This window comes from Bacillus proteolyticus, assembly GCF_001884065.1.
Taxonomy (GTDB): Bacteria; Bacillota; Bacilli; order Bacillales; family Bacillaceae_G; genus Bacillus_A; species Bacillus_A proteolyticus.
Genome location: NZ_MACH01000071.1, coordinates 22701 through 44500, shown reverse-complemented (window position 1 = coordinate 44500; position 21800 = coordinate 22701). Strand labels below are relative to the sequence as shown.

Sequence of the window (21800 nt, the reverse complement as noted above, 5' to 3'; positions counted from 1 at the left end):
AAATATAGAGAGGTCTACAGATTGGAAATAGACTTTAAGCAATCGCTACTAATTGCTGTAGTTCTTTGTACACTGAAAAGACGGAGTCTGATTCAAGACTTCGTCTTTGTTTATATATGGCCTGAATCGTTTCAATCCCCTTTATGGTTCGTGAAGCATGACTAAGATTTTGAAATCCTGCGGATTTGGCAAAACGTCTCTTTACATGCCTATGATCCTGTTCAAGTAGGTTATTGAGATATTTAACGGTACAATGTTTTGTACGTACATAAAAGCCGTTCTTCTTCAGTTTTTTGAACGCACAAAGCAAGGGCGGAGCTTTGTCTGTAGTGAGAACTGTTGGTTCTCCAAAATGTTTTACTAATCTTTTCATAAAGGCATAGGCAGCCTGATGATCCCGTTTTTTACGAAGTTGAATATCCAACGTGTTTCCATCTTTATCAATTGCACGATAGAGATAACGCCATTCTCCCCTAACTTTGATATACGTCTCATCCAAATGCCAAGATAAGCGTGCAGATTTATTTTTTACTTTCCAAATTTGATAGATGAGATTTCCATATTCATGAACCCATCGCATGATGGTTGTTGGATGAACTAAAATACCACGTTCTTTCAGGATTTCAGATACATCGCGATAACTTAAAGAAAAACGGCAGTAGTAGCCGACATCTACTAAAATGATATCTCTCTTGAATTGTTTTCCTTTAAAGTACCTCATGTCTGATTCTCCTATATCCTGTTTTCTAGAGTGTAGCTTCATGTAGGAAACTTTGCAACAGAACCAATGAAATAACTAAACGTTTAAAAAATTTATGGAAGTAACATTTTTGTGCTAAAATATGTAAGATTATATTGAATAAAATACGTGCGCTAATCACGATAAACTGGAAAAGGAGTGTGTTTTATGGCAGAAAATATTAACATAAACGTTAATGCAGGAAGTAACTATGGACCAGAATCAAAATGGGGGCGTCAGTCTTTCTTTGATGGTGGACTTTTGAGCTTCATTGGTTGGAGTATCTTGGGAGCGCTTATTACAGTGTTCACGCTTGGTATTTGCTATCCGTGGGCGTTGTGTATGGTTTATGGTTGGAAAATTAACCATACTGTGGTTGATGGGCATAGAATGAAATTTAACGGTTCAGCAGTTGGCTTGTTTGGTAACTGGATTAAATGGCTACTTCTAACAGTTATTACACTAGGTATCTATGGTTTTTGGGTTAGCATTAAACTTGAAGACTGGAAAGTAAAAAATACAACCTTCGTTAATTAAGTGGAAATTAAGAGATGCATTATGAAATTACGTACATTAAAAATAATTCATTTAGTGTTATATATCGTTGTTTTAATTTTTGCGATTGATTATAGTAATCATTAAAATATTTATGTAAGGGTTCATGACTTTAATTTCTCTATTAAGTGAGTGCAATAATTTTCATAAATTACTATTTTAAAATAATATAGAGAAATGGTTTTTGAGTTGTCAGAGCTCTATCAGAAAGCAAGCCTGTTCCAGCAGACTTGCTTTTTTTGCTATTTATTAAGTATGCAAAAAATGCCAACGTTCCAGTTAGTTATCCTGAATGGAGCGCGATCTATTGGAGTTAGTTATAGCGTTTTTTACGGTGTTTATAATTATCTAGGCAATTATCAAGCCATTTGCTAAAAATAGAAGACACAACAATAACCACGAGTGGAAAAACAAAATTGGTTAAAAAATTGGTCAAAGTTTATCCACGTTTCTAAGTCCATTGAATAGACTGTAGGGATCTAATAATGTGATAGAAAAGACTGCTTGTTTTGTATCATTAGTATTTATCACTTCTTTAACACCTTTATGGATTATCATTCTAACATTTGATATTGCTTAGTTGGAGGGGGAAGCTTCATGAATGAATACAAAGCAAAACAACAGAAGCATAAGAAGATGCAACTCGTTATCCATCATATAAAAGAACTCGAACATCATTCAACACTCGTATTAGATATAGATAATCTAGAAACAATCTGTGTGGATTACCACAATAGAAAACACGGAAGCACATTCAAAAAGAAAAATTGTTTACTTACTTATATTTAGTTTACATAAGATACATTATTAAATTACCTATAAGGAGCGGAATTAAATGTTAAACATACAAAAGATTTTTGAAGCGCAGGACAAGCTAGATCGTAAGGTAGTTGAGGTACATGGGTTACAAGGTCAGAATTTAACTGGAGACGTGACACAGGCGTTATATACGGAGTTAGGTGAGCTTTCAAATGAGATTGGGTTCTTCAAATATTGGAAGAAGAACAAGAAGGATGATAAAGCGCGTCAGTACGATGAATGGGCGGATTGCATGCACTTTATGGCTAGTTTAGGTAATAAGTAAGGGCATAGTGAGTTTGTATTATCTGACAGAGGCATTGAGGCGTTAGAAATATCAATGAAAACATTAGAATTCGATGTTATAAGATACCATCAGTTATTTGAGGAGATTTACACAGCGAATAAGAGCAGCAAAGTTGGTTATGCCTTCGCATTAAATGCATTGTTGGCAATTGGTACGAAGATGGGCATGACATACGAAGACATGGAGAAGGCCTATTTCGAAAAGAACCAAGTAAATTATGATCGATTAGCAAACGGATAGTAAGACCAAATTTGAATTTTATTAAAAAAGACACTGCTTCACAGTGTCCCAGCTTACTACGAGAGTTTTATGAGGAAACTTAAATAGGTGAATTTAAGTTTCTCTATAATATATGAAACTGTGGTTAGAAAATCACTTGTTTAATAACGGGGTTAATGGATATTTGTATGTGATGAAATCTTTGTAAAAAATTCCCTGTACTAATTGAATAGTTTCATGATCGTAAAAGCTATCATATGTTGGGATTCGTGGGAATAAAGGATCTGTAATGTCAGCATCTGCATAGGCACCTTTAAAAATTGCTTTGTCTATTTGATGGTGCCATGATTAAGTCAATATGTGTAAAGGAGAGGCTTTTAATTGATATGCTTTTTCGAGATTTGTAATTTCAGTAGAGAAATTTTCAAGGTAAACATAGTTTGTAACAAATTCTTCTTCACCTTGTACATATTGCTGTAAGGAATGTGGATCTATTTGTTCTAAATCAGTCATTTGTGCTTTTAAATAATATAGAAAGATTTTAAACGAAATAGGTTTATTACAAGTATCATTACCATAATAAAACCTTCGAATAGGATCCCATGCTGGGTTTTCTATATAAGGAGGAGCAATTAGTGATACGAATGAACTCACTGCCCTTGTATATGGGTTTCTTACTAACTTATAGGTATCTTTTTCTTTTGAACATAAAGCTGCAGCTAATTCAATAAAGTAGTCTGAGGAATTTTTGTATATTTCATGTTCATAATTATGGATGAAAGAATCGTATTTTATGGCTTGTTTAAATAAATTAATTTGATAAAAAAACCAATGTGCAAGAGAAGTACAACCACTTTTTTGACTCCAAAATAAAATCAAAGGGAAGTTTGTATTAAAGTGGGGGACACGTCCGTATTTAATAATATTTGCAAAAGACATTTTTTCCCTCCATTCAGTAATGCCAATTATTTTTAGTGTATGAATAAAGAACTTGGCATATGAACAAGAGAAGAGAAGTAGAACCGATAATTTAAAAGAATATAAATTTTCAACAAAAGCGTTATTTAAATTAAAAAAGCAGTTAGCTTTTGCTAGCTGCTTCAATCCCTGGAGAGTATCGTATGTAATTTAGATAAAGATACTAGCTATTAAAAATATAGCTCCTATCAAAATTAGAGAATCAAATACAACCAAGAACTGATTCTTCTGTGGCTTTCGAAATTCCTTTATTAAGCTAAAAACTGCACTCATTCCGAAACAGATGTATAACAAAATCATTATTGTTTCTGACACACTTAACACTCCTAATATATTGATAACTTAATTATATAACGAAAAACATATGCATTTAAGTTTTTAACAAAATCCTTATTTAAGAGAAAAAGAATTATTTCAAATGTTGTAACTGTGATTCAGCTAACATAATGTTAATACCAGGAAAAATTCAATCCCGATACTATTTTCGTTTATATATTTTCTTTTTGTACACGAATCAGACGCCCCTTTAGAGTTACATTGTTCCAATGTTTACAATTGCCTTAATGATTTTAGGTAGTAGAACATTGTTTAGTTCTTCCTGAAATCATCAAACCAATCAAACCACCAAGTAAGGCTATTAAAATCCATCCCATTCCTTCATTGTATAGAGGAACGTATTGCATGAAAGTAAGCAACGAGTCACTAGCAAGTTCTGCTGTTTCTAATCCTTGTACTATACTAATCAGTAATGCTCCTAAAACTGATCCAACATAGACAGCCTGCTTATCTTTTATAAACCGATCAAAAAAAGCGAGGATAATTAGCACAATTGCTACAGGATAGATAACAATTAGGATAGGTAGGGAAAGTTTAATTAGCATAGACAAACCAAGGTTTGATACCCCAAAGCTAAATAAGCAAATAATTAAAATGATTTTGTTATAAGAAATCTTTGGAAATAGTGTTGTGAAAAATCTCCCACATGCTGAAACGAGTCCTACAGATGTAGTTAAACATGCAAATAACATTGTAATTCCTAATAAGGAGAGACCATATTGACCAAATAAATGTTGTACTACATTTGTTAATAACACACTTCCGTTTTCAAATGTGCCAAATGTTTGAGAAGTAGCTCCAATATAAGCAAGTGATATATATATGATAGATAATCCAAGTGCGGCTATAAGACCTGCTACTATAGTAGATTTAGCAATGGATTTTTTATTTGTAACACCTTTTTCTTTTATAGCGTTAATTACGATAATTCCAAATACGAGAGCAGCAAGGGCATCCATTGTTAAAAATCCTTCAATAAATCCTTTGAAAAAAGGAGCTTCCTGATATGAATCAGAGGGTGTTGAAATAGATCCAACTGGTGAAGAAATTGCTTTAACAATAATAATACTAATCATGATTAGTAACAGCGGGGTTAAATATTTTCCAATTCTATCTACCAATTTAGAGGGATTTAAAGATAAATAAAACGTTATGCTGAAATATATAAATGTATATAGAAGTAATGTATACCATTGATTTTGCATGGTGGTACTTAAAAAGGGGGCAACTGCCATTTCATATGAAACAGTGCCTGTACGAGGAATGGCGAAAAAAGGGCCGATTGCTAAATAAATGATTAGAGGGATAATAACACCACAGGCGGGGTGAATCCTACTAGCAAGGGTACTAACATTTCCACCAAAAAGGGAAATAGCAGCGATGGCTAATAATGGAAGTCCAATACTACTAACAACAAATCCCGAAATTGATATCCAAATATTTGTTCCAGATGAATATCCTAATAATGGAGGGAATATCATATTACCCGCACCGAAAAATATTGCAAATAACATAAGTCCAATAGGGATTGTTTCTTTAAAAGTTAACGATTGTTTCATAGAGCACTCTCCTTTTAATTGACGAAAAATGTCGAAATTTAAGTTTTTTTCATTATAACATATGAAATTAGAAAATACAGAAAAATAAAAATGAAAAAAATTCCTTGTTTTACTTAAAATACTATTTTAAATAAAATGATATGAATACTCAAATGTATTGTGCTGTCTTACTCTAATTATAGAAATATCTTTATACCGAACATTATTATATTGAAATTTAATCTATAAGTTATATTTATCTTGTATTTTGTATCGCCTTCTTCTCAATAATCTGATTTTTTGAAAAAATAAATGTGTTTTATCAAATATCATGTTATTATGGACAGGAATTGCAGAAAAATCGACATTTTTCGCGAAAAGGAGGGGTTTTATGAACTGATTTTTATCAATAATAGTAATTTTAGAAATTTATTTTATTGCATTTCTTGCACTACGCTCCTGTTTATAATCTTAATCATTAGTTCAATGGGATGTCTATTAACACCTAAAATGGCTTCAAAAAACAGATGTAAGTTTTTAAAATCTGTCTATTCAGTTTTTATAGAAAAATAAAAGGAGTGAGATACGTGGATTCTTTCATAAATTGGTTAAATAATCTTATTTGGAGTCCTGCATTGGTTTATTTATGTCTAGGAACGGGGTTATATTTTTCAGCCCGCACGAAATTTCTACAGATACGCCATGTGCGCGAAATGATAAAGCTTACTTTTCAAGGAGAAAAATCCGAAGCTGGTGTCTCTTCATTTCAAGCATTAGCTCTTTCTTTATCAGGACGTGTTGGAACAGGTAATATCGCTGGTGTTGCAACAGCGATTGCTTTTGGAGGACCAGGAGCCGTGTTTTGGATGTGGATTGTAGCTTTCTTAGGTTCAGGCTCAGCTTATGTAGAATCGACACTGGCTCAAATATACAAAACTAAGCATCGAGGTCAATTTCGCGGTGGCCCAGCGTATTACATTGAAAAAGGATTGGGAATTAAATGGTATGCAATTTTCTTTGCTATAGCAACCATTCTAGCAACAGGAATACTGCTTCCAGGCGTACAAGCAAATAGTATAGTCTCTAGTTTAGAAACAGCTTTTGGTATAAATACATCTATTTCAGGTGTCATATTAGTTATAGCATTGGCACTTATTATTTTTGGTGGGGTTAAACGTATTGTTAATGTTGCACAGGTTATTGTGCCGTTTATGGCCGTTGGATATATTCTGGTTGCCTGCGTAATTGTGTTTATGAATATTGAAAAATTGCCAGAAGCATTCATGTTGATTTTTAAGAGTGCATTTGCATTAGAAGCTACTTTCGGAGGGATTATTGGGTTAGCGATTTCTTGGGGTGTAAAACGGGGTATTTATTCAAATGAGGCTGGACAAGGAACTGGCCCACATGCTGCTGCGGCAGCTGAAGTGTCACATCCGGCTAAGCAAGGTCTTGTACAGGCATTTTCCGTTTACATTGATACATTATTTGTTTGTTCAGCAACAGCGTTTATGATGATTATTACGGGTATGTATAACGTATTTGATGTAAGCGGAAAATCGTTTATTGTGAATAATTTGAATGGGGCACAACCGGGCCCTGGATATACACAGGCAGCTGTTGAATCAGTATTCCCTGGTTTCGGAAATAGTTTTATTGCGATTAGCTTACTATTTTTTGCTATTACAACCATTATGGCATATTACTATATTGCCGAAACAAATATTGAATATTTAAACCGATATAAAGATCGTCCGTGGATGTCATTTGTATTAAGATTTATTTTTCTAGGAGCTGTGTTCTATAGCTGTGTAAAAAGTTCTACAACTGCATGGATTTTGGGTGATATTGGTGTTGGGATTATGGCTTGGATTAATATTGTTGCTATTTTATTGCTACAAAAACCAGCACTTTTAACTTTAAAAGATTATGAAAGGCAAAAGAAAAAAGGCAAGGATCCTGTATTTAATCCGCAAGGATTGGGCATTAAAAATGCTGATTTTTGGGAGACTAAATACAAAAAGGATAATGAAAAAAACGCTTCATGAAATCCTAGTGTGAATAGATAATATAATAAGGAATAAATATCCAACAAATAAATGATGATTTTTCTGAAAATATTTGCTAGTATTTAATTATAAAAGATTGGTATCTTTTTTCTTCATGTTTAATTGATTCATATTCTATGGTACCCTGCCTAATATGAGTCTCTAAGTAAAAGGAACTAGTATAATACTAGTTCCTTTTACTTTTTTATTATGATTAAACCAAGATAGTTACTATAACATCACAAATGATGGTTTATGGTGTTTTTATATGCCAAAATATTAGTTTTTTTTGGCTAGCTTGATAGTAGTGTTTTGAGGTACCCCCAAAATTAGCTTTTTTGTCTACTAAGATAATGAGTGATTATGCCAACTCCACATGAGTATGATATATGTCATTTAATTGTGGTGAAATTTAGTTAATTCATTATTTTTAAGGGGGATGAAAACGTCTATATAGAAAGGATCAGCAGCTATTTGTATAATCGTCTTTTGATTAATTATTATGAATTGATTTTGCTGCAAAATGTAATTTATTTTAGTTTTTACAATGAGGGCCACCATATTAAGTAAATAGACCTGGGTATAAATTCACTCAAAAATACGCCATCCTTTCCTATGATTCTACAGAAAGGATAGCGTATTTTTTCATTTCAGGTGGGATTTTATTTATCCAGCTTGTGATAGGGCACTAAAATTATCGTTATATTTTAGTGGAATAGTTAAAAATTGTAATCGTTTTCTTCTTTTTAAAAATTAATAACATCATACTAAGCGGTAAAACAGAAAAAGTTGATATTATTTTGAATTTCTTCACCGCTCATAATTATTTTTTGTCCATCTGGCAACGCTTTGATTCTGTCGATCCGCATGGTACCTGAAAGGTATATTTTATAATGGTCACTTGATATATAGGTTTTGAAGTGTTCTTGATGTAGCTTTACTTTATATGTGATTCCTTATTTTTACATAAACACTTACTTCATAGTTTCTTTCTGTTGTGGCCGATAAAACGTATCTACCAACCGATTATACTCACTTCTTGAAATTTCTTTATTATACAGTTTAATTAATAAATCTTTATGAGCTTTCGAAAGCGCTATTTTGTCAATGAATTTTGGGTACATATATTATTCTCTCTCCGTCTGATAAATTATTATGTTCCATTTTTCCTACTTCCTTTGAATATTATAATGAAAAAATAAATATAAAGCGAAGGTATTCCAATCTTTCATATCAAATTTAATTTCTCTATAGAAGAAACTTATCCAAAATAGTGAAATCATTGGGGTTCAATTTATGAAAATAATTGGCCTGAAAAATACTTTTTATAAAATAATATGAAGAAGTAAAGTAGCATTTCTTATAGGAGCATTGCTACAAAAAGTAGATGAAAAAATTATATGAAATTACTGTAATCCCAATTATTGAAATAGTATTTGAAAAGGAGGAGAACTCAGTTTGAAGTCAATGGGGACATAGATGTTCCTATTACTTTACTAGAGAAAAGTAATTGTTGAGTATGCTTGATAGATGTGAGAACCATATGAAGCATATATCTATTAGGTATTATGGGAACAAATGAGTTTATAAACTCATTTAACCAATTCGTAGCTAGGGGCTAGGAAAATAGAGTGGGTATAGCTGTATTGTTCTACTAATATTAGGAACCTTTGCTTTCTTTTCTCTACTTGTTCTTGTAATGCAATCCTATTTAACACGTCTTTTTCTCCTTTGAATACGATTGAGGATGTGGATAGTCTTTAGACTAATACATTTATTGTAACCTGGATATATTGAGAAGGAATATGGAACAGATCTAATGAACTATAAATATAAAATACACTTGGGAGGTTTTTATATGGAAAAAATAATTACAGTAAAAACAGGGGATTATGTCCAATTTCCTTATCGTGACAATCCTTCCTTAAAATTAATTGGATATGTGGTAAACGTTCTAACAAATACAATTGTTGTAGATGTTTCAGAAATACTCCAAATTCAAGAAAATGAATTAATAGAAATTCGTCAAGTTGTCAAACATGGCTGTTATGAAAGGATTAGTAAGCATGGAGAGAAGAGTATTTCCTAAAAAAGTGCTCCTAGATAAATCTAGGAGCACTTTTTTTGATGTAGTTACTGGTTTCATTGGATGGTGAACACCAGCAGTTAGATAATAACTTATGAATTTAAGATACTCACCTTGTAAACCCTCTCATCTTTTATCTGTTAAGAAAGTTTGTAACAGAACCTAAAAATAAATATGAAAATTTGTGTTAATTTATTAACTTTAATATGATTTTTCGCTTCAATTATAGTATTGGCAACATAATTTTACTATGTTTAAAGAGTATATATAAAGATTTAAGATGATAAATTATCTTATAAAAGGCTATTATCTAATTGTTTATCTGAAAATTGCGAAAAAATGTGCACATAGGTATTATTGTAAATACATATATAATTCATTTTAATTTTCTGACATTACTTATCGGGTGTTCTTATACTAGTCTTTGGTGTATATTACGATAAAAACAATGTACGGTGTCAGTATTTAAAAGGTTATATATCATAACTTAAAGGGGGAAGAAAACTATGAAAATGAAGAGTAAGATGATCATGACAACAGCTCTTGCAGCTACGTTAGCTACAGGTGCATTACCTACTACATCGGTGTTTGCTGCAGAAAAAGAAGCTCCTATCCAACAAAAAGAGTCACAAATTAGTATTCAACCGTTTGCACAGAGTAATTTGGAAACAGCTGTTAATGCTGCTTTAAATGGTCCAGAAGTCAAAAAAATCAAAGTATTCGATCATGAATTTAATGTAAAACCAATTGAAGTTGTAAATTTAGCTGGCGGTAAAAAATATGTTAAGGGACAAATTTCTCATCATTTAAGTTTTCGTCCAGATGATCAATTTTATTATGAGTTTACAGTTCAAGATGGAAAGGTGATAGATAAGCCTGTATTTAATATTGATAGGGGTGGTTTTACACCATTTGTGGCTCCGCTTTTATCAATTCTTGCTGCGTATAATGGAATCCCAGTTAATCCAAACGATTTAAACTCACTTGGTCAACAGCTTGGAAAAGTTATAGATGGAAGCTGGGAACAAGCAGCACAATCAATTGCCACTGTAGTTAGTTTAACTTTTAATGAGTAGAAATTGAAGGGGAAATAAGTTATTGTTTAGTTTTGCAGAAGCCCATTTTTCGTAAGCATCCTTGTTATAAAAAACTTTTATATAAATATAAACCAAGTATTAACACATCTGTTGTATTTTCTTAATTTGTTAACCATCTTGTCTATCATTATATATCACAAAATAGGAGTCTTGTTTAAGACTTCTGTTTTGTTTGTTTAAAAAATGAGTGGCTTCGATTCTTTTTAAAATCCGTGAAGTATGATGAAGAATGGTGTCTTTACATGTCTAGGGTTCAGCTCTATGAAATTTGTATATGTATGAATCTGATGGTTGTTGGATGAACCACTATGGCCCTTCAAAATTTCAAGTAACTGACCGCTATCAAAAATATTTTCAAGCAGAAAATTTCATTATTCTGGGAAAAGAAGCAATGTATATTGTAAAAAAACGTACCTTATTTTATGAGACTAATCTTTTAAAAGTTAGGAGAGATATAATGAAGAAAATAAAAATGAAAAACATCTTAAAAAGTGGAATCCTTACTTGTTTTACACTTGCAAGTTTATGTACGACTTCTACAGTATTTGCTGATAGTCATCCAGGTTATTCCTATGAATCCAATATAGGCTATCAAAATCCAACATGGATGTCAAAACTAGAAGATACAAAAAGAATAAGCGAAGTATCTATCCCGGGGACTCATGGTTCAATGGCTTTACATGGGGCAAGTTTTATTGATGAAAATTTGACAAGAAATCAAACAATGACCCTATCTCAACAATTCAATGCAGGAATTCGTTATGTAGACATGCGTGTTAAACGTGTAAAAGATTCTTTTGCGATGCACCATGGAATTGTAAATCAAAAAGCAATGTTTGAAGATGTATTAAAAGAGACAATTCAATTTCTAAGAGATAATCCTAAAGAAACTATTTTAATGCGTTTAAAGGAAGATACTGATCCTGAAAGTGGCTCGCTATCATTCGAGGAAATATTTAAAAATTATAAAGACCGTAATGCTTCCTATTTTTGGGATCCGAATTCTGTACCATCCTCAGAAAAAAATAATCCTAAGCTAGGAGATGTTCGAGGGAAAATTGTAATATTACAAAATTTCTCGGCATCTCAAGAATATGGTATTAATTATGAATCTTTGAATACCCAAGATAAGTTTGAAGTTGGCACTGGACCAGACGGAATGTATGAAAAATGGAATGCGGTGAAAACCCATCTTCTAAATGCAAATAATAACTTTAACAATGGTAAGATTTATCTCAACCATTTTAGTGGCACGGGTGGTGCAGCAGCATTATTGAATAATTGTTACCCTTGGTTTGTTGCAAGCGGAAAAGAGAGCAGAAATACTAATAGTAATCCAAAACTGATTCAAAAAAATGTAACAAATGAATGGAGAGATTTCCCTCGAGACATAAATGGACAAGTATTTTATGGGGGAATGAATACACTTGGAACTGATTTCATAGAACAAAGTGGTATTAAGCATTCTGGTATTATTGCTGCTGATTTTCCTGGACCAGGTTTAATAGATAGTATTATCAGATTAAATGGGATAGACTCAAGTGAAAAAGAAATATTAATTTCCCAAATTTCTTCTGAATCGAATCCATTATCTGGACAAAAAAATCGATCAAGTCAAAACTTTAGCATTAATAATTTACCCACAGGAACAAAGGGATTAAAATGGGTTATCGAGCCTACAGAAAAAGATAATGCTTCTACTATTTCCTTCAATGTTATGATTGATGTTTCTCTGGGGACGGATTCTGTTCGTTGGGGAAACATTTCGAATGGATCTAGGACTGAAGCATATACAAATTCTAAATACTATATTGCAAACCCAAGTGGCGCAACTAACAAATTTACAGTGAAAATATACGCTATTACAAATTAAGGTTTTAGTGTAAAGTTTCTTCATAAGGGTATGGCCCTATTCCTATCTCTTTTTTAAACGAACAGACTATGCTAATAGAACTGTTCGTTTTCTTATGATAACAAAAAAGAGCGTCAATACTTAATACCCTCACGGACTATTTGAAGTGGTGAGTAGTTCAAATCTATGCATAGTAGAGTATTGCTAGCTATGATTCATATTCAATTTATGCTACGAACCTTATGGTCAACATGTACTGTCAAACCAGTTGAAAAAACAGGAAATAATATGTAATTATAAAAACTTATTGAAAACGCTAACATGGTTGGCTATAATCAGGGTATAAAACTTCAAATGGATTGTGACTGTTCGGCAGGCAAAACCTAAATTATGGTGAAACCAGATTTTGAAATACTGGATTCTAATTAATTTAGGTTTTTTTATACTCTAAAGTATGTAGCTGCTGCTGAGCAATCAATATCTAAAAACCTAATAAGGTGATGATATATGCTCATAAAAAAAGTTTTTAATAATAATGTTGCTTTGGTAAACCGAACTGGAACAGAAATGATTGTCATGGGTAAAGGAATTGCTTTTCAAAAAAAAGTAGGTGAATATATTGATGAATCCATAGTGGATAAAGTATTTGTGCTAGAGAAGGAAAGTCAAGTATCGAATAAATTATTACAATTAATTAATGAGATTCCTACGGAACACTTCGAACTTACTACCCAAATTGTGGAATATATAAAGAAGCAAATTTCTAACTCAATTAGTGATAATATTTATCTTACCTTAACTGATCATATTAACTTCGCAATTAATCGAATTCAACAAGGTCAAATTATTAGGAATCCTTTATTTTGGGAAATAAAAAAGTTTTATCCAGAAGAGTATAATGTTAGTTTAACAGCTCTTACAATAATTAAAGAACATACTGGATTTGAACTACCAGAAGAAGAAGCTGGTTCCATTGCCTTACATGTAATTAATGCACAACAAGATAATATAGTAATGGAAGAAACTATTATGGTAACAAAAATAGTAGGAGAAATTTTAAAAATTGTAAACTACCATTTTGGAATCAAATTAGATGAAAAATCTCTGAACTATAATCGTTTTGTTACACATTTAAGGTATTTTGCTTATCGTCTCTCTCGTAATGAACAAATAGTAGAAGAAGATAGCTTATTATATCAACAAGTTAAGGAAAGTTATCCGGAAGCTTACGGTTGTGCAAAGAAGATAATGGCACTTTTAAAATCTAACTACAATCAAAAACTTACAAAAAATGAGATTACTTATTTTGTTATTCATATAAATCGTGTTACTCAAAGAAAATTAAATCAAAATGATTAATTTACAGGATTGTGACTGTTTGGCAGGCAAAACCTGAGTTGAAGCTTATGTATATACATAGTTTCAACTCAGGTTTTTTATATTTCTGATGCTACATTTTATAGCATTGATCCTTATCTAATCAAAAATTAAGAAATTCTCTTAGAAGAAACCTTTTGTTTCTCCAATTTCCTTTTTTTGTGTCCAAGGGATTAAGATTTTGAGTACAAATCTCTAAGGAAATTCAGGATATCTTGATATATATAATAATTTTTAATAATAAAGGAGTGTGTAGAATGAAATATGAAAAATTATCAAAAAAGATAATACAAGGAATCGGAGGAAAGGAGAATGTCAAAAGCGTTGTCCATTGCGCTACGCGTCTTCGCTTCCAACTAAATAATAAAACGCTTTTAGACAAAGAAAAGTTAGAACATTTAGAAGGGGTACTGAGTGTTGTTGAGAGTACAGGACAAATTCAAATTGTAATTGGTTCAAATGTTGCAGATGTGTACAATGATTTAGTTCAAGTAGGAAACTTTAATAGTGGATCTGTTCAATCAAATAATCAACCAAAAGAAAAGGTAAAGCTCACAGCAATGATTTTCGAATTAATCTCTGGTACGTTTACACCACTCTTAGCACCACTTGCTGGAGCTGGGATGTTAAAGGCGATATTAGCAGTATTAGTTATGTTTGGTGTTCTTTCTGAAAAAAGTGGTACGTATGGAATCCTAGCAGCAGCAGGAAATGCTATTTTATACTTTTTACCTGTTATGATTGGTATTACTCTTGCTATTAAACTTGGTGCTAATGGATATATGGGTGGAATTATTGGAGCTTCATTATTAGAACCGAATTTTACTAGTCTAATGAGCAGTGGAGATACAACTTCATTCTTGGGAATTCCTGTCCTATTAATGGATTATTCTTCAAGTATCGTTCCATCCTTTATTGCTGTACTTATTTATGCACAATTGGAGAAGTTCCTAAAAAAAGTTATCCATAAAGATTTACAATTATTTCTTTCTCCAATGATTTCATTGATTATTATAGTTCCATTAACAGTACTAGCGTTTGGGCCATTCGGAATTTATGTAGGAAAAATGATTACCTCTAGTATTAACTTTTTAAGCGAACACAGTGGATTACTGACTGGTGCAGTGATTGGAGGTACAATGATTATTTTAGTTGTCTTTGGACTTCATTGGGCACTCATTCCAATGAGTATCGAAAACTTAACGAATGGTGGAGATCCAATAGATCCAATGTGGGCAGCAAGTACATTTGCACAAATGGGAATCGCTTTAGGGATTTTCCTGAAAACGAAAGACAAAAAACTAAAATCTCTAGCAGGATCTACTACAATTACTGGTTTACTTTCTGGTGTAACAGAACCAATTATTTATGGCTTAATTTTAACTCATAAACGTACCCTAGCTTACGTCATTATTGTTGGTGCTATCGGAGGCGCATTTATTGGGTCATTTAAAGCCGAAGCGACAGCGTTTATGCTGCATAGTATTTTTACACTAGGTGGTTCTACCACTCCATGGTTACCTTACTTTTTAATGATCTTACTTACAGTTGGTGGAGCTACACTGCTTACTTATTTCTTTGGATATGAAGATAAACCTTCAAAACAGAAGGGAAAGATGGAAGGGGAACCTAAGCAGCTGAGTAATCCCAATAACACGAAAAAAGTATTAAACAAACAAATAATTAACAGTCCATTATCTGGACAAGTCATCCCATTATCACAAGTAAACGATCAAGTATTTTCATCCGAAGCAATGGGTAAAGGTATAGCCATTGATCCTAATAAGGGTGAGGTGATTTCCCCAGTAAACGGGACTGTGACTACTATGTTTCCAACTGGACATGCAGTGGGAATTACCTCAGATGATGGAATCGAGATTTTAATTCATGTAGGAATTGATACAGTTCAATTAGATGGAAAGTATTACACTAAGCTTGTAGAAACAGGAGATTCAGTGTCGATGGGGCAATCTTTAATTCAATTTGAAATCGATAAAATTAAAGAAGCTGGATATGAAACAACGACACCTATTATTGTGACAAATAGCAATCAATTTCTAGATATTATTCAAACGACGAATCAATCCGTCTCAACTAATGCTAATTTATTAACAATAGTTAAATAGGGGGTATTAAATATGAAACCATTCACTAAACCGTTTCCTGAAAATTTTTTATGGGGTGGAGCAACAGCAGCAAATCAAATTGAAGGGGCTTATAAAGAAGGTGGAAAGGGTCTTTCTACAGCAGATGTACTACCAAATGGTGTCTTTAGCCCACCAAATTTCTTACTAAATGGAGATTGCCCTTATCATACTGCAATTGACTATTATCATAACTATAAACAAGATATTGCTCTCTTTGCAGAAATGGGATTTAAATGCTTCCGTATGAGTATAGCATGGACTCGAATTTTTCCAAATGGTGATGAGTCTCAACCAAGTATAGAAGGATTAGCTTTCTATGATCAAGTATTTGCCGAATTGAAAAAATACCACATTGAGCCTATCGTAACAATATCTCATTATGAAATGCCTCTCAATTTAGTGAGAAAATATGGTGGATGGCGAAATCGTAAACTTATTGATTTTTATTTAAATTTTGCTACTACTTTATTTGAACGCTATAAACACGTGAAATATTGGCTGACGTTTAATGAAATTAATTTTGTAATTCATGCTCCTTTTACTGGTGGGGGACTCGAGTTTAAAGAAGGGGATCATAAGCAAAATATACAGTATCAATCGGCTCATCATCAATTTATCGCAAGCGCTTTAGCTGTAAAAGCAGGTCATGAAACGATAAAGAATAGTAAGATAGGTTGCATGCTTGCCTATGCGCCAACTTATCCGCATACTTGTAATCCTGAAGATGTATGGAAAGCCATGATGTTAGATCGTGAAACAGTATTCTTTACTGATGTTCAAGTTCGAGGGTATTATCCGTCATATACTGAAAAATATTTCGCTGAAAATCAAATACAAATCACAATGGAACCTGGTGATGAGGAAATTCTCTCATCCCATAAAGTAGATTACCTAGGTTTTAGCTACTATAATAGCGGTACGGCATCTGCTTCTCCTGATAAACATGAAACTTCTGCCGGTAACTTACAGGTTGGTGGTGTTAAAAACCCATACCTAAAGGTCTCAGATTGGGGATGGGAAATTGATCCAAAAGGTTTACGCATAGCCTTGAATTTGTTATATGATCGATACCAAATACCTCTATTCATTGTTGAAAATGGTTTTGGAGCAGTAGATTTACTAAATACAGAGGGTACAGTACATGATGATTATCGAATTAATTATTTGAAATCTCATATTACAGAAATGAAAGAGGCCATCGCTGATGGAGTCGATTTATTAGGTTATACTACATGGGGACCAATTGATTTAGTAAGTGCATCAACAGCAGAAATGAAAAAGCGTTATGGATTCATCTATGTAGATAAGGATAATGATGGAAATGGGACCCTAAAACGTTATAGAAAAAAAAGCTTTGCATGGTATAAAAATGTTATTGCCTCTAATGGTGATAATTTGGATTCATTTTGAAATTAAATTTCAACACATTATCCGAAAAAATTCTTTTTCTTAAGCGTGTACAGGGGGATAGCCCAACGATAGGTGGGAGAAATCTTTCGGTTTGGTGCAGCCAAAAGATTTCTGATAAACTAGAAACGGTTCTGTTGTAAAGTTTCTTAACACATAAAACGGTGAGGAAATTACAATTGAATTTTATACGACGAAAAGACGAGGTCTGATTGAAGACTTCGTCTTTGTTTATTCCTCCCGAAATACATCTTTTCATATTGTATTTTGTACATCGCGAAATCTATGAGGACCTTTCAGTGTATTGTTTGCAACTAGATAAGACGTGCGATGTCAAAATCATCCTTTAACAATTGTAAAATCGAATTAATTGTTCTACAAAAAAAGATGATCCTGAGTGTCAGGGTCATCTTTATTATTTGTAGAATTATGTAAAAAGTTTTTGACATTTATTACTTAAGTAGATAAACTAATTGTGTAAAAGGTTTTTGACAACATTAGGGGTGATGTTTATTTAAATGGAGAATGGAATTCGGATTTTACGTAAAGAGAAAAAGTTTTCCCAAGATGATTTAGCTAAATTATGTCATGTTTCAAGACAAACGATTAATGCGATAGAAAATAATAAATATGATCCTACATTGGAACTTGCTTTTAGTTTGGCGAAAAATCTGGGTGTAACAGTTGATCAATTGTTTATTTATAAAAGCTAGATGAGGAGAAGGAACAAATGAAGAATGGAATTAATATCTTATTTACTAGTTTATACATTGTGATTATGGGTTTACTTGCGTTTGAGTGGTATGAGAAGCAACAGCTATCTATCACTACGTTATTTGTAGCTACAATCATTTTGCAATCATTATTCATGAAGAAAATTTTAAAAGGTAAAAAAGAGAACGTGCATTTTATCGATGAAATGTTTTTACATATCAGACAGAAAAGCTTATCAATATGTTGTTTTGTAATGTATGTATTAACTGTAGGTATTTTATTTATATCAGAAGGTACATGGAATTTTAACAATATGCATAACAAACCATTAATTTTTCTAGTTTTTTTATATCCTATCGTTTACCAAATTAGCCATATGTCTGTTGCAAGGCGTAATTCTTAATTTGGATTCATAAACAATAAATTTAAATGTAAAGGAAAGATTAGAATGGAAATTATTTTAGTCATTATTTTGGTTGGAATATTTAGCTTGTTTACACGTAACTTAGCAGGGGAAGGTGGAGGATTATCAAAGGGCGATGAACGTCAAAAAATAATATTCAAGGACGCTTCCATTACAAGTTGGCAAATTATCCTTTTTTATGCCTTGGTACGTCTATTGGCAATCACACCATATATAAAGCAATTATTTGTTAATGAAAAGGCATCCATCTTTTTATCTAATTCTTTTTTTACGAATGGTGGAGATATCTTAGTTGTCGGTTTATTAGGATATGCGTTAGGAATTTTCGGTAGTTATATAAAACGTACACAAATTTGATTGAAGGGGTTCCGCCACATGCCAACAAGTTAACGTGTTGAAGTGACCCCAAAACGAAAAATTGGTCTTTTCATATATGTATCAATTATTCGTGATTCTCCAATATAATCGTATCCCAAAATTTTTTTTACGATGCTTTCTCTTGGGAGTACTCCTTTCTCATTTTGAAGTAGTAGTTGCAGAATTTCGAATTCTTTCGTTGTTAAGGAGATTTCAACTTCATTTACATATACTTTATAGGCGTCGACATCGACACGCAATTCTTTAAAGACGAAATGATTGTCTAAGCTTTTAGCATTGCTTCTTCTTAGTACTGCTTCGACTCGTCTAATCAAAACATGAAAAGAGAATGGTTTTGTAATATAATCATCGATTCCAAGATCAAATCCTTTCATTATTAGATATAAAATTGTGGATGATCCATCATTCGGAACATAGTTGTATAAAAATAAAAAAACAAAAAGTAAAATCAGCACCGTATCTATATAAGTGAGCAAATGTAAATAAAAGAAACCTATATAAACCGAGTTAACATAAATCCAGAAATTAGTTCCTTATCTCTATCAGATGTGAGTTAAACGGTGAAATAAAAAAGAACCTTCAGTAGGTTCTTTTTTATAGTTGGTAAATATGTGATCAACAATAGATAGTAATTTAGATGCTTTTTATTAATTGGCTCAGTTTTCTTAGGGAAGAAATCATTTTCTCATGACTTATTACTAGATATAACCAGATATTTCATTTATTAATTTGGGTGGGTGATTTAGTTTTTTGGGTTTTCCACGCTAAAATATAAATTTTGTTTAGGGACAAAATGTTAAAGGTGTAAATTCTGAATTAACAGAAAAATTAGGTGGTAAAAATCCCATTGAATATTTTAACATGTAGTACATTTTTCTTTGGCCATATTTTCATGTTGTTACCGAACGTTTATATGTGTCTAATGGAAAGAAATATTTTAAGTTTGTTACTATCTATTGTTTGATTAAGATGGTAACACGAAAATAAAACGTTTACAATAAAAAATAAAGAAAAAATCTAAAAATCCGACTTTTTTCGACAAAATGATTGAGAGAGAAAAAATCTAAATTAAGTAAATCTTATATGTAGAGAGATTCTTTATCTCATAAATAACAGTTATAACATATGTAAATGTTCTATAAGTAATTAAAAGGTCGAATATAAAATTATATTGTGACAATTATAAACAAAACATACTTAATAATTCATACTTAGACTAACAAATCAATTCATAATAAGTTAAATACGCTATATTTAATAGATTATAATATGGAATATTTAACTATAATATCCCATATTATATATAATTATAAAACATTTAACATATTAGTTGCGGGGAATTTTGACATAAGATATTTTAAATAGTAAGCACAGAAACATTTTAAAGAAAAAGAGCTATTTTAAAATGTACCCTAAAAACGTTTTTCCTAAAAAGTAGTAAGAATTTTAAAATTGTTTCTGTGCCTAATTAGATGAAAATAATATAATAAATTGTTTGAAAAAGATGAAAATAAGTTACTTTTACGGAGAAATATACACCCCACACCATTAGAATTATGAATTAGGAACAGAAAGAATAAAATGGGATGAAGAGGGGCAACCAAAACGTCAAAATAATCCACTTTGGGATGTAATAAAAAATGATTTGCAAATCGATGCAGGAGTAAATAGAACTACATTTAAGGATGTCCCACAAGAACACTGGGCATTTCATGCAATTCATGATTTAGCGAGTAATACGAATGTGTTTGCAAAATTAAATCCTAGTCAAAAATTCCGTATTATTAAGGCACTACAAATGAATGCGCATACAGTTGGGTTTATGGGAGATGGAATTAACGATGTGTTTGCTTTAAAGCAGTCTGACGTTGGTATATCTATCCATACAGCAGATGATATTGTTAAAGAGTGTTCAGATATTAAACCTATAGAAAAGAACTTATATGTATTAGAAGATGCTATTGTGGAAGGTCGTACAACGTTTGGGAATATATTAAAGTATATTAAGGTGACAGCAAGTTCAAATTTTGGAAATGTATTAAGTTTATTAATTGCTAGTGCCTTTATTCCTTTTCTTCCAATGCTACCAATTCAGATATTATGTCAGAACTTGTTATATAATCTATCCCAACTTTCAATTCTATGGGAAAAAGTAGACAATGAATTTTTAGTAAAACCAAGAAGTTGGGATAAGAAAGATTTATTTCGCTTTATCATTTTTATTGCGCCGGTAAGTAGTATTTTTGATATAACCATTTTTAGTGTAATGTGGAATATATTTGGTGCAAATATCCCTGAAATGCAATCCTTATTTCAAACGGGTTGGTTCGTAGTAGGATTATTAACACAATTATTGATTGTGCATATGATTCGAACTCAACATATTCCTTTCCTACAAAGTACGGCTGCTAGACCTGTTTTAATACTTACAGGTTTAGTTATGATTATAGGAATTTCCCTTCCATTTACCAGGTTAAGTACCCAAATTGGCTTAACTCCACTTCCGTTGTATTATTTCCCGTGGTTATTTGGAATTTTAACAATATATGCTCTAGTTACTGAAATTATAAAGAGACTATACATCAGGAAGTTTAATCGATGGCTTTAAAACTAAAACATTTTGTTGTAGTTCATTGGACGTTGAAAAGGCGGAGTCTCTTTGGAGACTTCGCCTTTTCGGTATATCATGAATTACAGGAATTACTAGTAGCCTCATAATATTTCCTCATATATTCATGCCTCTGTTTATCTCTTGAGAAACTTTGCACCTTCACACAAATTGAGGGGGAAGTTTTCTTGG

At 32.0% G+C, this 21800-nt stretch carries 13 protein-coding genes and 5 pseudogenes; 14 read left to right on the top strand and 4 right to left on the bottom strand.

The genetic code is table 11. From position 1 onward, the window contains the following. Positions 1 to 34: 34 nt before the first annotated feature. Positions 35 to 721 carry an IS6 family transposase gene (locus tag BAQ49_RS10980; RefSeq protein WP_071745339.1) on the bottom strand — a complete coding sequence of 229 codons (687 nt, stop codon included), beginning with the start codon at positions 719 to 721 and terminating at the stop codon, positions 35 to 37. A gap of 186 nt (positions 722 to 907) precedes the next feature. On the opposite strand from BAQ49_RS10980, the gene BAQ49_RS10975 reads away from it, so the two are divergent. The 3 genes and pseudogenes from BAQ49_RS10975 (at position 908) to BAQ49_RS10965 (ending at position 2639) form a co-directional block, all read left to right on the top strand. Further along, positions 908 to 1276, top strand: a complete 369-nt coding sequence (locus BAQ49_RS10975; RefSeq protein ID WP_002035452.1) for a DUF898 family protein — start codon at positions 908 to 910, stop codon at positions 1274 to 1276. 642 nt (positions 1277 to 1918) lie between these two features. Beyond that, a pseudogene (locus BAQ49_RS10970) lies at positions 1919 to 2083 on the top strand (HNH endonuclease); the annotation flags it as partial. A gap of 46 nt (positions 2084 to 2129) precedes the next feature. After that, positions 2130 to 2639, top strand: a pseudogene (locus BAQ49_RS10965) (dUTP diphosphatase). Positions 2640 to 2771: 132 nt separating this feature from the next. On the opposite strand, the pseudogene BAQ49_RS10960 reads toward BAQ49_RS10965, so the two are convergent. Next, positions 2772 to 3557 (bottom strand): annotated as a pseudogene (locus BAQ49_RS10960) (sulfotransferase family 2 domain-containing protein). Between the two features lie 608 nt (positions 3558 to 4165). Continuing rightward, positions 4166 to 5491 (bottom strand): branched-chain amino acid transport system II carrier protein, encoded by a 1326-nt coding sequence (gene brnQ / locus BAQ49_RS10955; protein WP_002151132.1) that lies wholly within the window; start codon positions 5489 to 5491, stop codon positions 4166 to 4168. 566 nt (positions 5492 to 6057) lie between these two features. Between brnQ and BAQ49_RS10950 the strand changes: the two genes are divergently transcribed. The 10 genes from BAQ49_RS10950 (at position 6058) to BAQ49_RS10905 (ending at position 18979) form a co-directional block, all read left to right on the top strand. Further along, a complete protein-coding gene (locus BAQ49_RS10950; RefSeq protein WP_071745338.1) occupies positions 6058 to 7518 on the top strand; it encodes an alanine/glycine:cation symporter family protein in 1461 nt (486 codons plus the stop codon). Between the two features lie 1858 nt (positions 7519 to 9376). After that, positions 9377 to 9607 carry a DUF2187 domain-containing protein gene (locus tag BAQ49_RS10945; protein ID WP_071745337.1) on the top strand — a complete coding sequence of 77 codons (231 nt, stop codon included), beginning with the start codon at positions 9377 to 9379 and terminating at the stop codon, positions 9605 to 9607. A gap of 503 nt (positions 9608 to 10110) precedes the next feature. After that, positions 10111 to 10680, top strand: coding sequence for a methyltransferase (locus BAQ49_RS10940; protein WP_071745336.1), 570 nt, complete (start codon positions 10111 to 10113; stop codon positions 10678 to 10680). 478 nt (positions 10681 to 11158) lie between these two features. Further along, complete coding sequence (locus BAQ49_RS10935; RefSeq protein ID WP_071745347.1) at positions 11159 to 12574, top strand: phosphatidylinositol-specific phospholipase C; 1416 nt, start codon at positions 11159 to 11161, stop codon at positions 12572 to 12574. A gap of 486 nt (positions 12575 to 13060) precedes the next feature. Beyond that, entirely contained in the window at positions 13061 to 13912 is an 852-nt protein-coding gene (licT, locus tag BAQ49_RS10930) for a BglG family transcription antiterminator LicT (protein WP_071745335.1), read from the top strand. A 275-nt stretch (positions 13913 to 14187) separates the two neighbouring features. Next, on the top strand, positions 14188 to 16056 hold the full coding sequence (locus BAQ49_RS33285; protein WP_071745334.1) for a beta-glucoside-specific PTS transporter subunit IIABC: 1869 nt from the start codon (positions 14188 to 14190) through the stop codon (positions 16054 to 16056). A 12-nt stretch (positions 16057 to 16068) separates the two neighbouring features. Further along, a complete protein-coding gene (locus tag BAQ49_RS33280) occupies positions 16069 to 17487 on the top strand; it encodes a 6-phospho-beta-glucosidase (RefSeq protein ID WP_071745333.1) in 1419 nt (472 codons plus the stop codon). A gap of 515 nt (positions 17488 to 18002) precedes the next feature. Next, the gene (locus BAQ49_RS10915) at positions 18003 to 18197 is read left to right on the top strand and encodes a helix-turn-helix transcriptional regulator (protein ID WP_071745332.1); all 195 of its coding nucleotides are present in this window, start codon (positions 18003 to 18005) and stop codon (positions 18195 to 18197) included. 17 nt (positions 18198 to 18214) lie between these two features. Continuing rightward, positions 18215 to 18601 carry a hypothetical protein gene (locus BAQ49_RS10910; protein ID WP_071745331.1) on the top strand — a complete coding sequence of 129 codons (387 nt, stop codon included), beginning with the start codon at positions 18215 to 18217 and terminating at the stop codon, positions 18599 to 18601. A 45-nt stretch (positions 18602 to 18646) separates the two neighbouring features. Beyond that, the gene (locus BAQ49_RS10905) at positions 18647 to 18979 is read left to right on the top strand and encodes a hypothetical protein (protein WP_071745330.1); all 333 of its coding nucleotides are present in this window, start codon (positions 18647 to 18649) and stop codon (positions 18977 to 18979) included. Between the two features lie 68 nt (positions 18980 to 19047). Here BAQ49_RS10905 and BAQ49_RS10900 read toward each other — a convergent pair. After that, a pseudogene (locus BAQ49_RS10900) lies at positions 19048 to 19374 on the bottom strand (response regulator transcription factor); the annotation flags it as partial. Between the two features lie 1340 nt (positions 19375 to 20714). Between BAQ49_RS10900 and BAQ49_RS10895 the strand changes: the two are divergent. After that, positions 20715 to 21608: pseudogene (locus BAQ49_RS10895) on the top strand (HAD-IC family P-type ATPase); the annotation flags it as partial. Positions 21609 to 21800 lie beyond the last annotated feature (192 nt).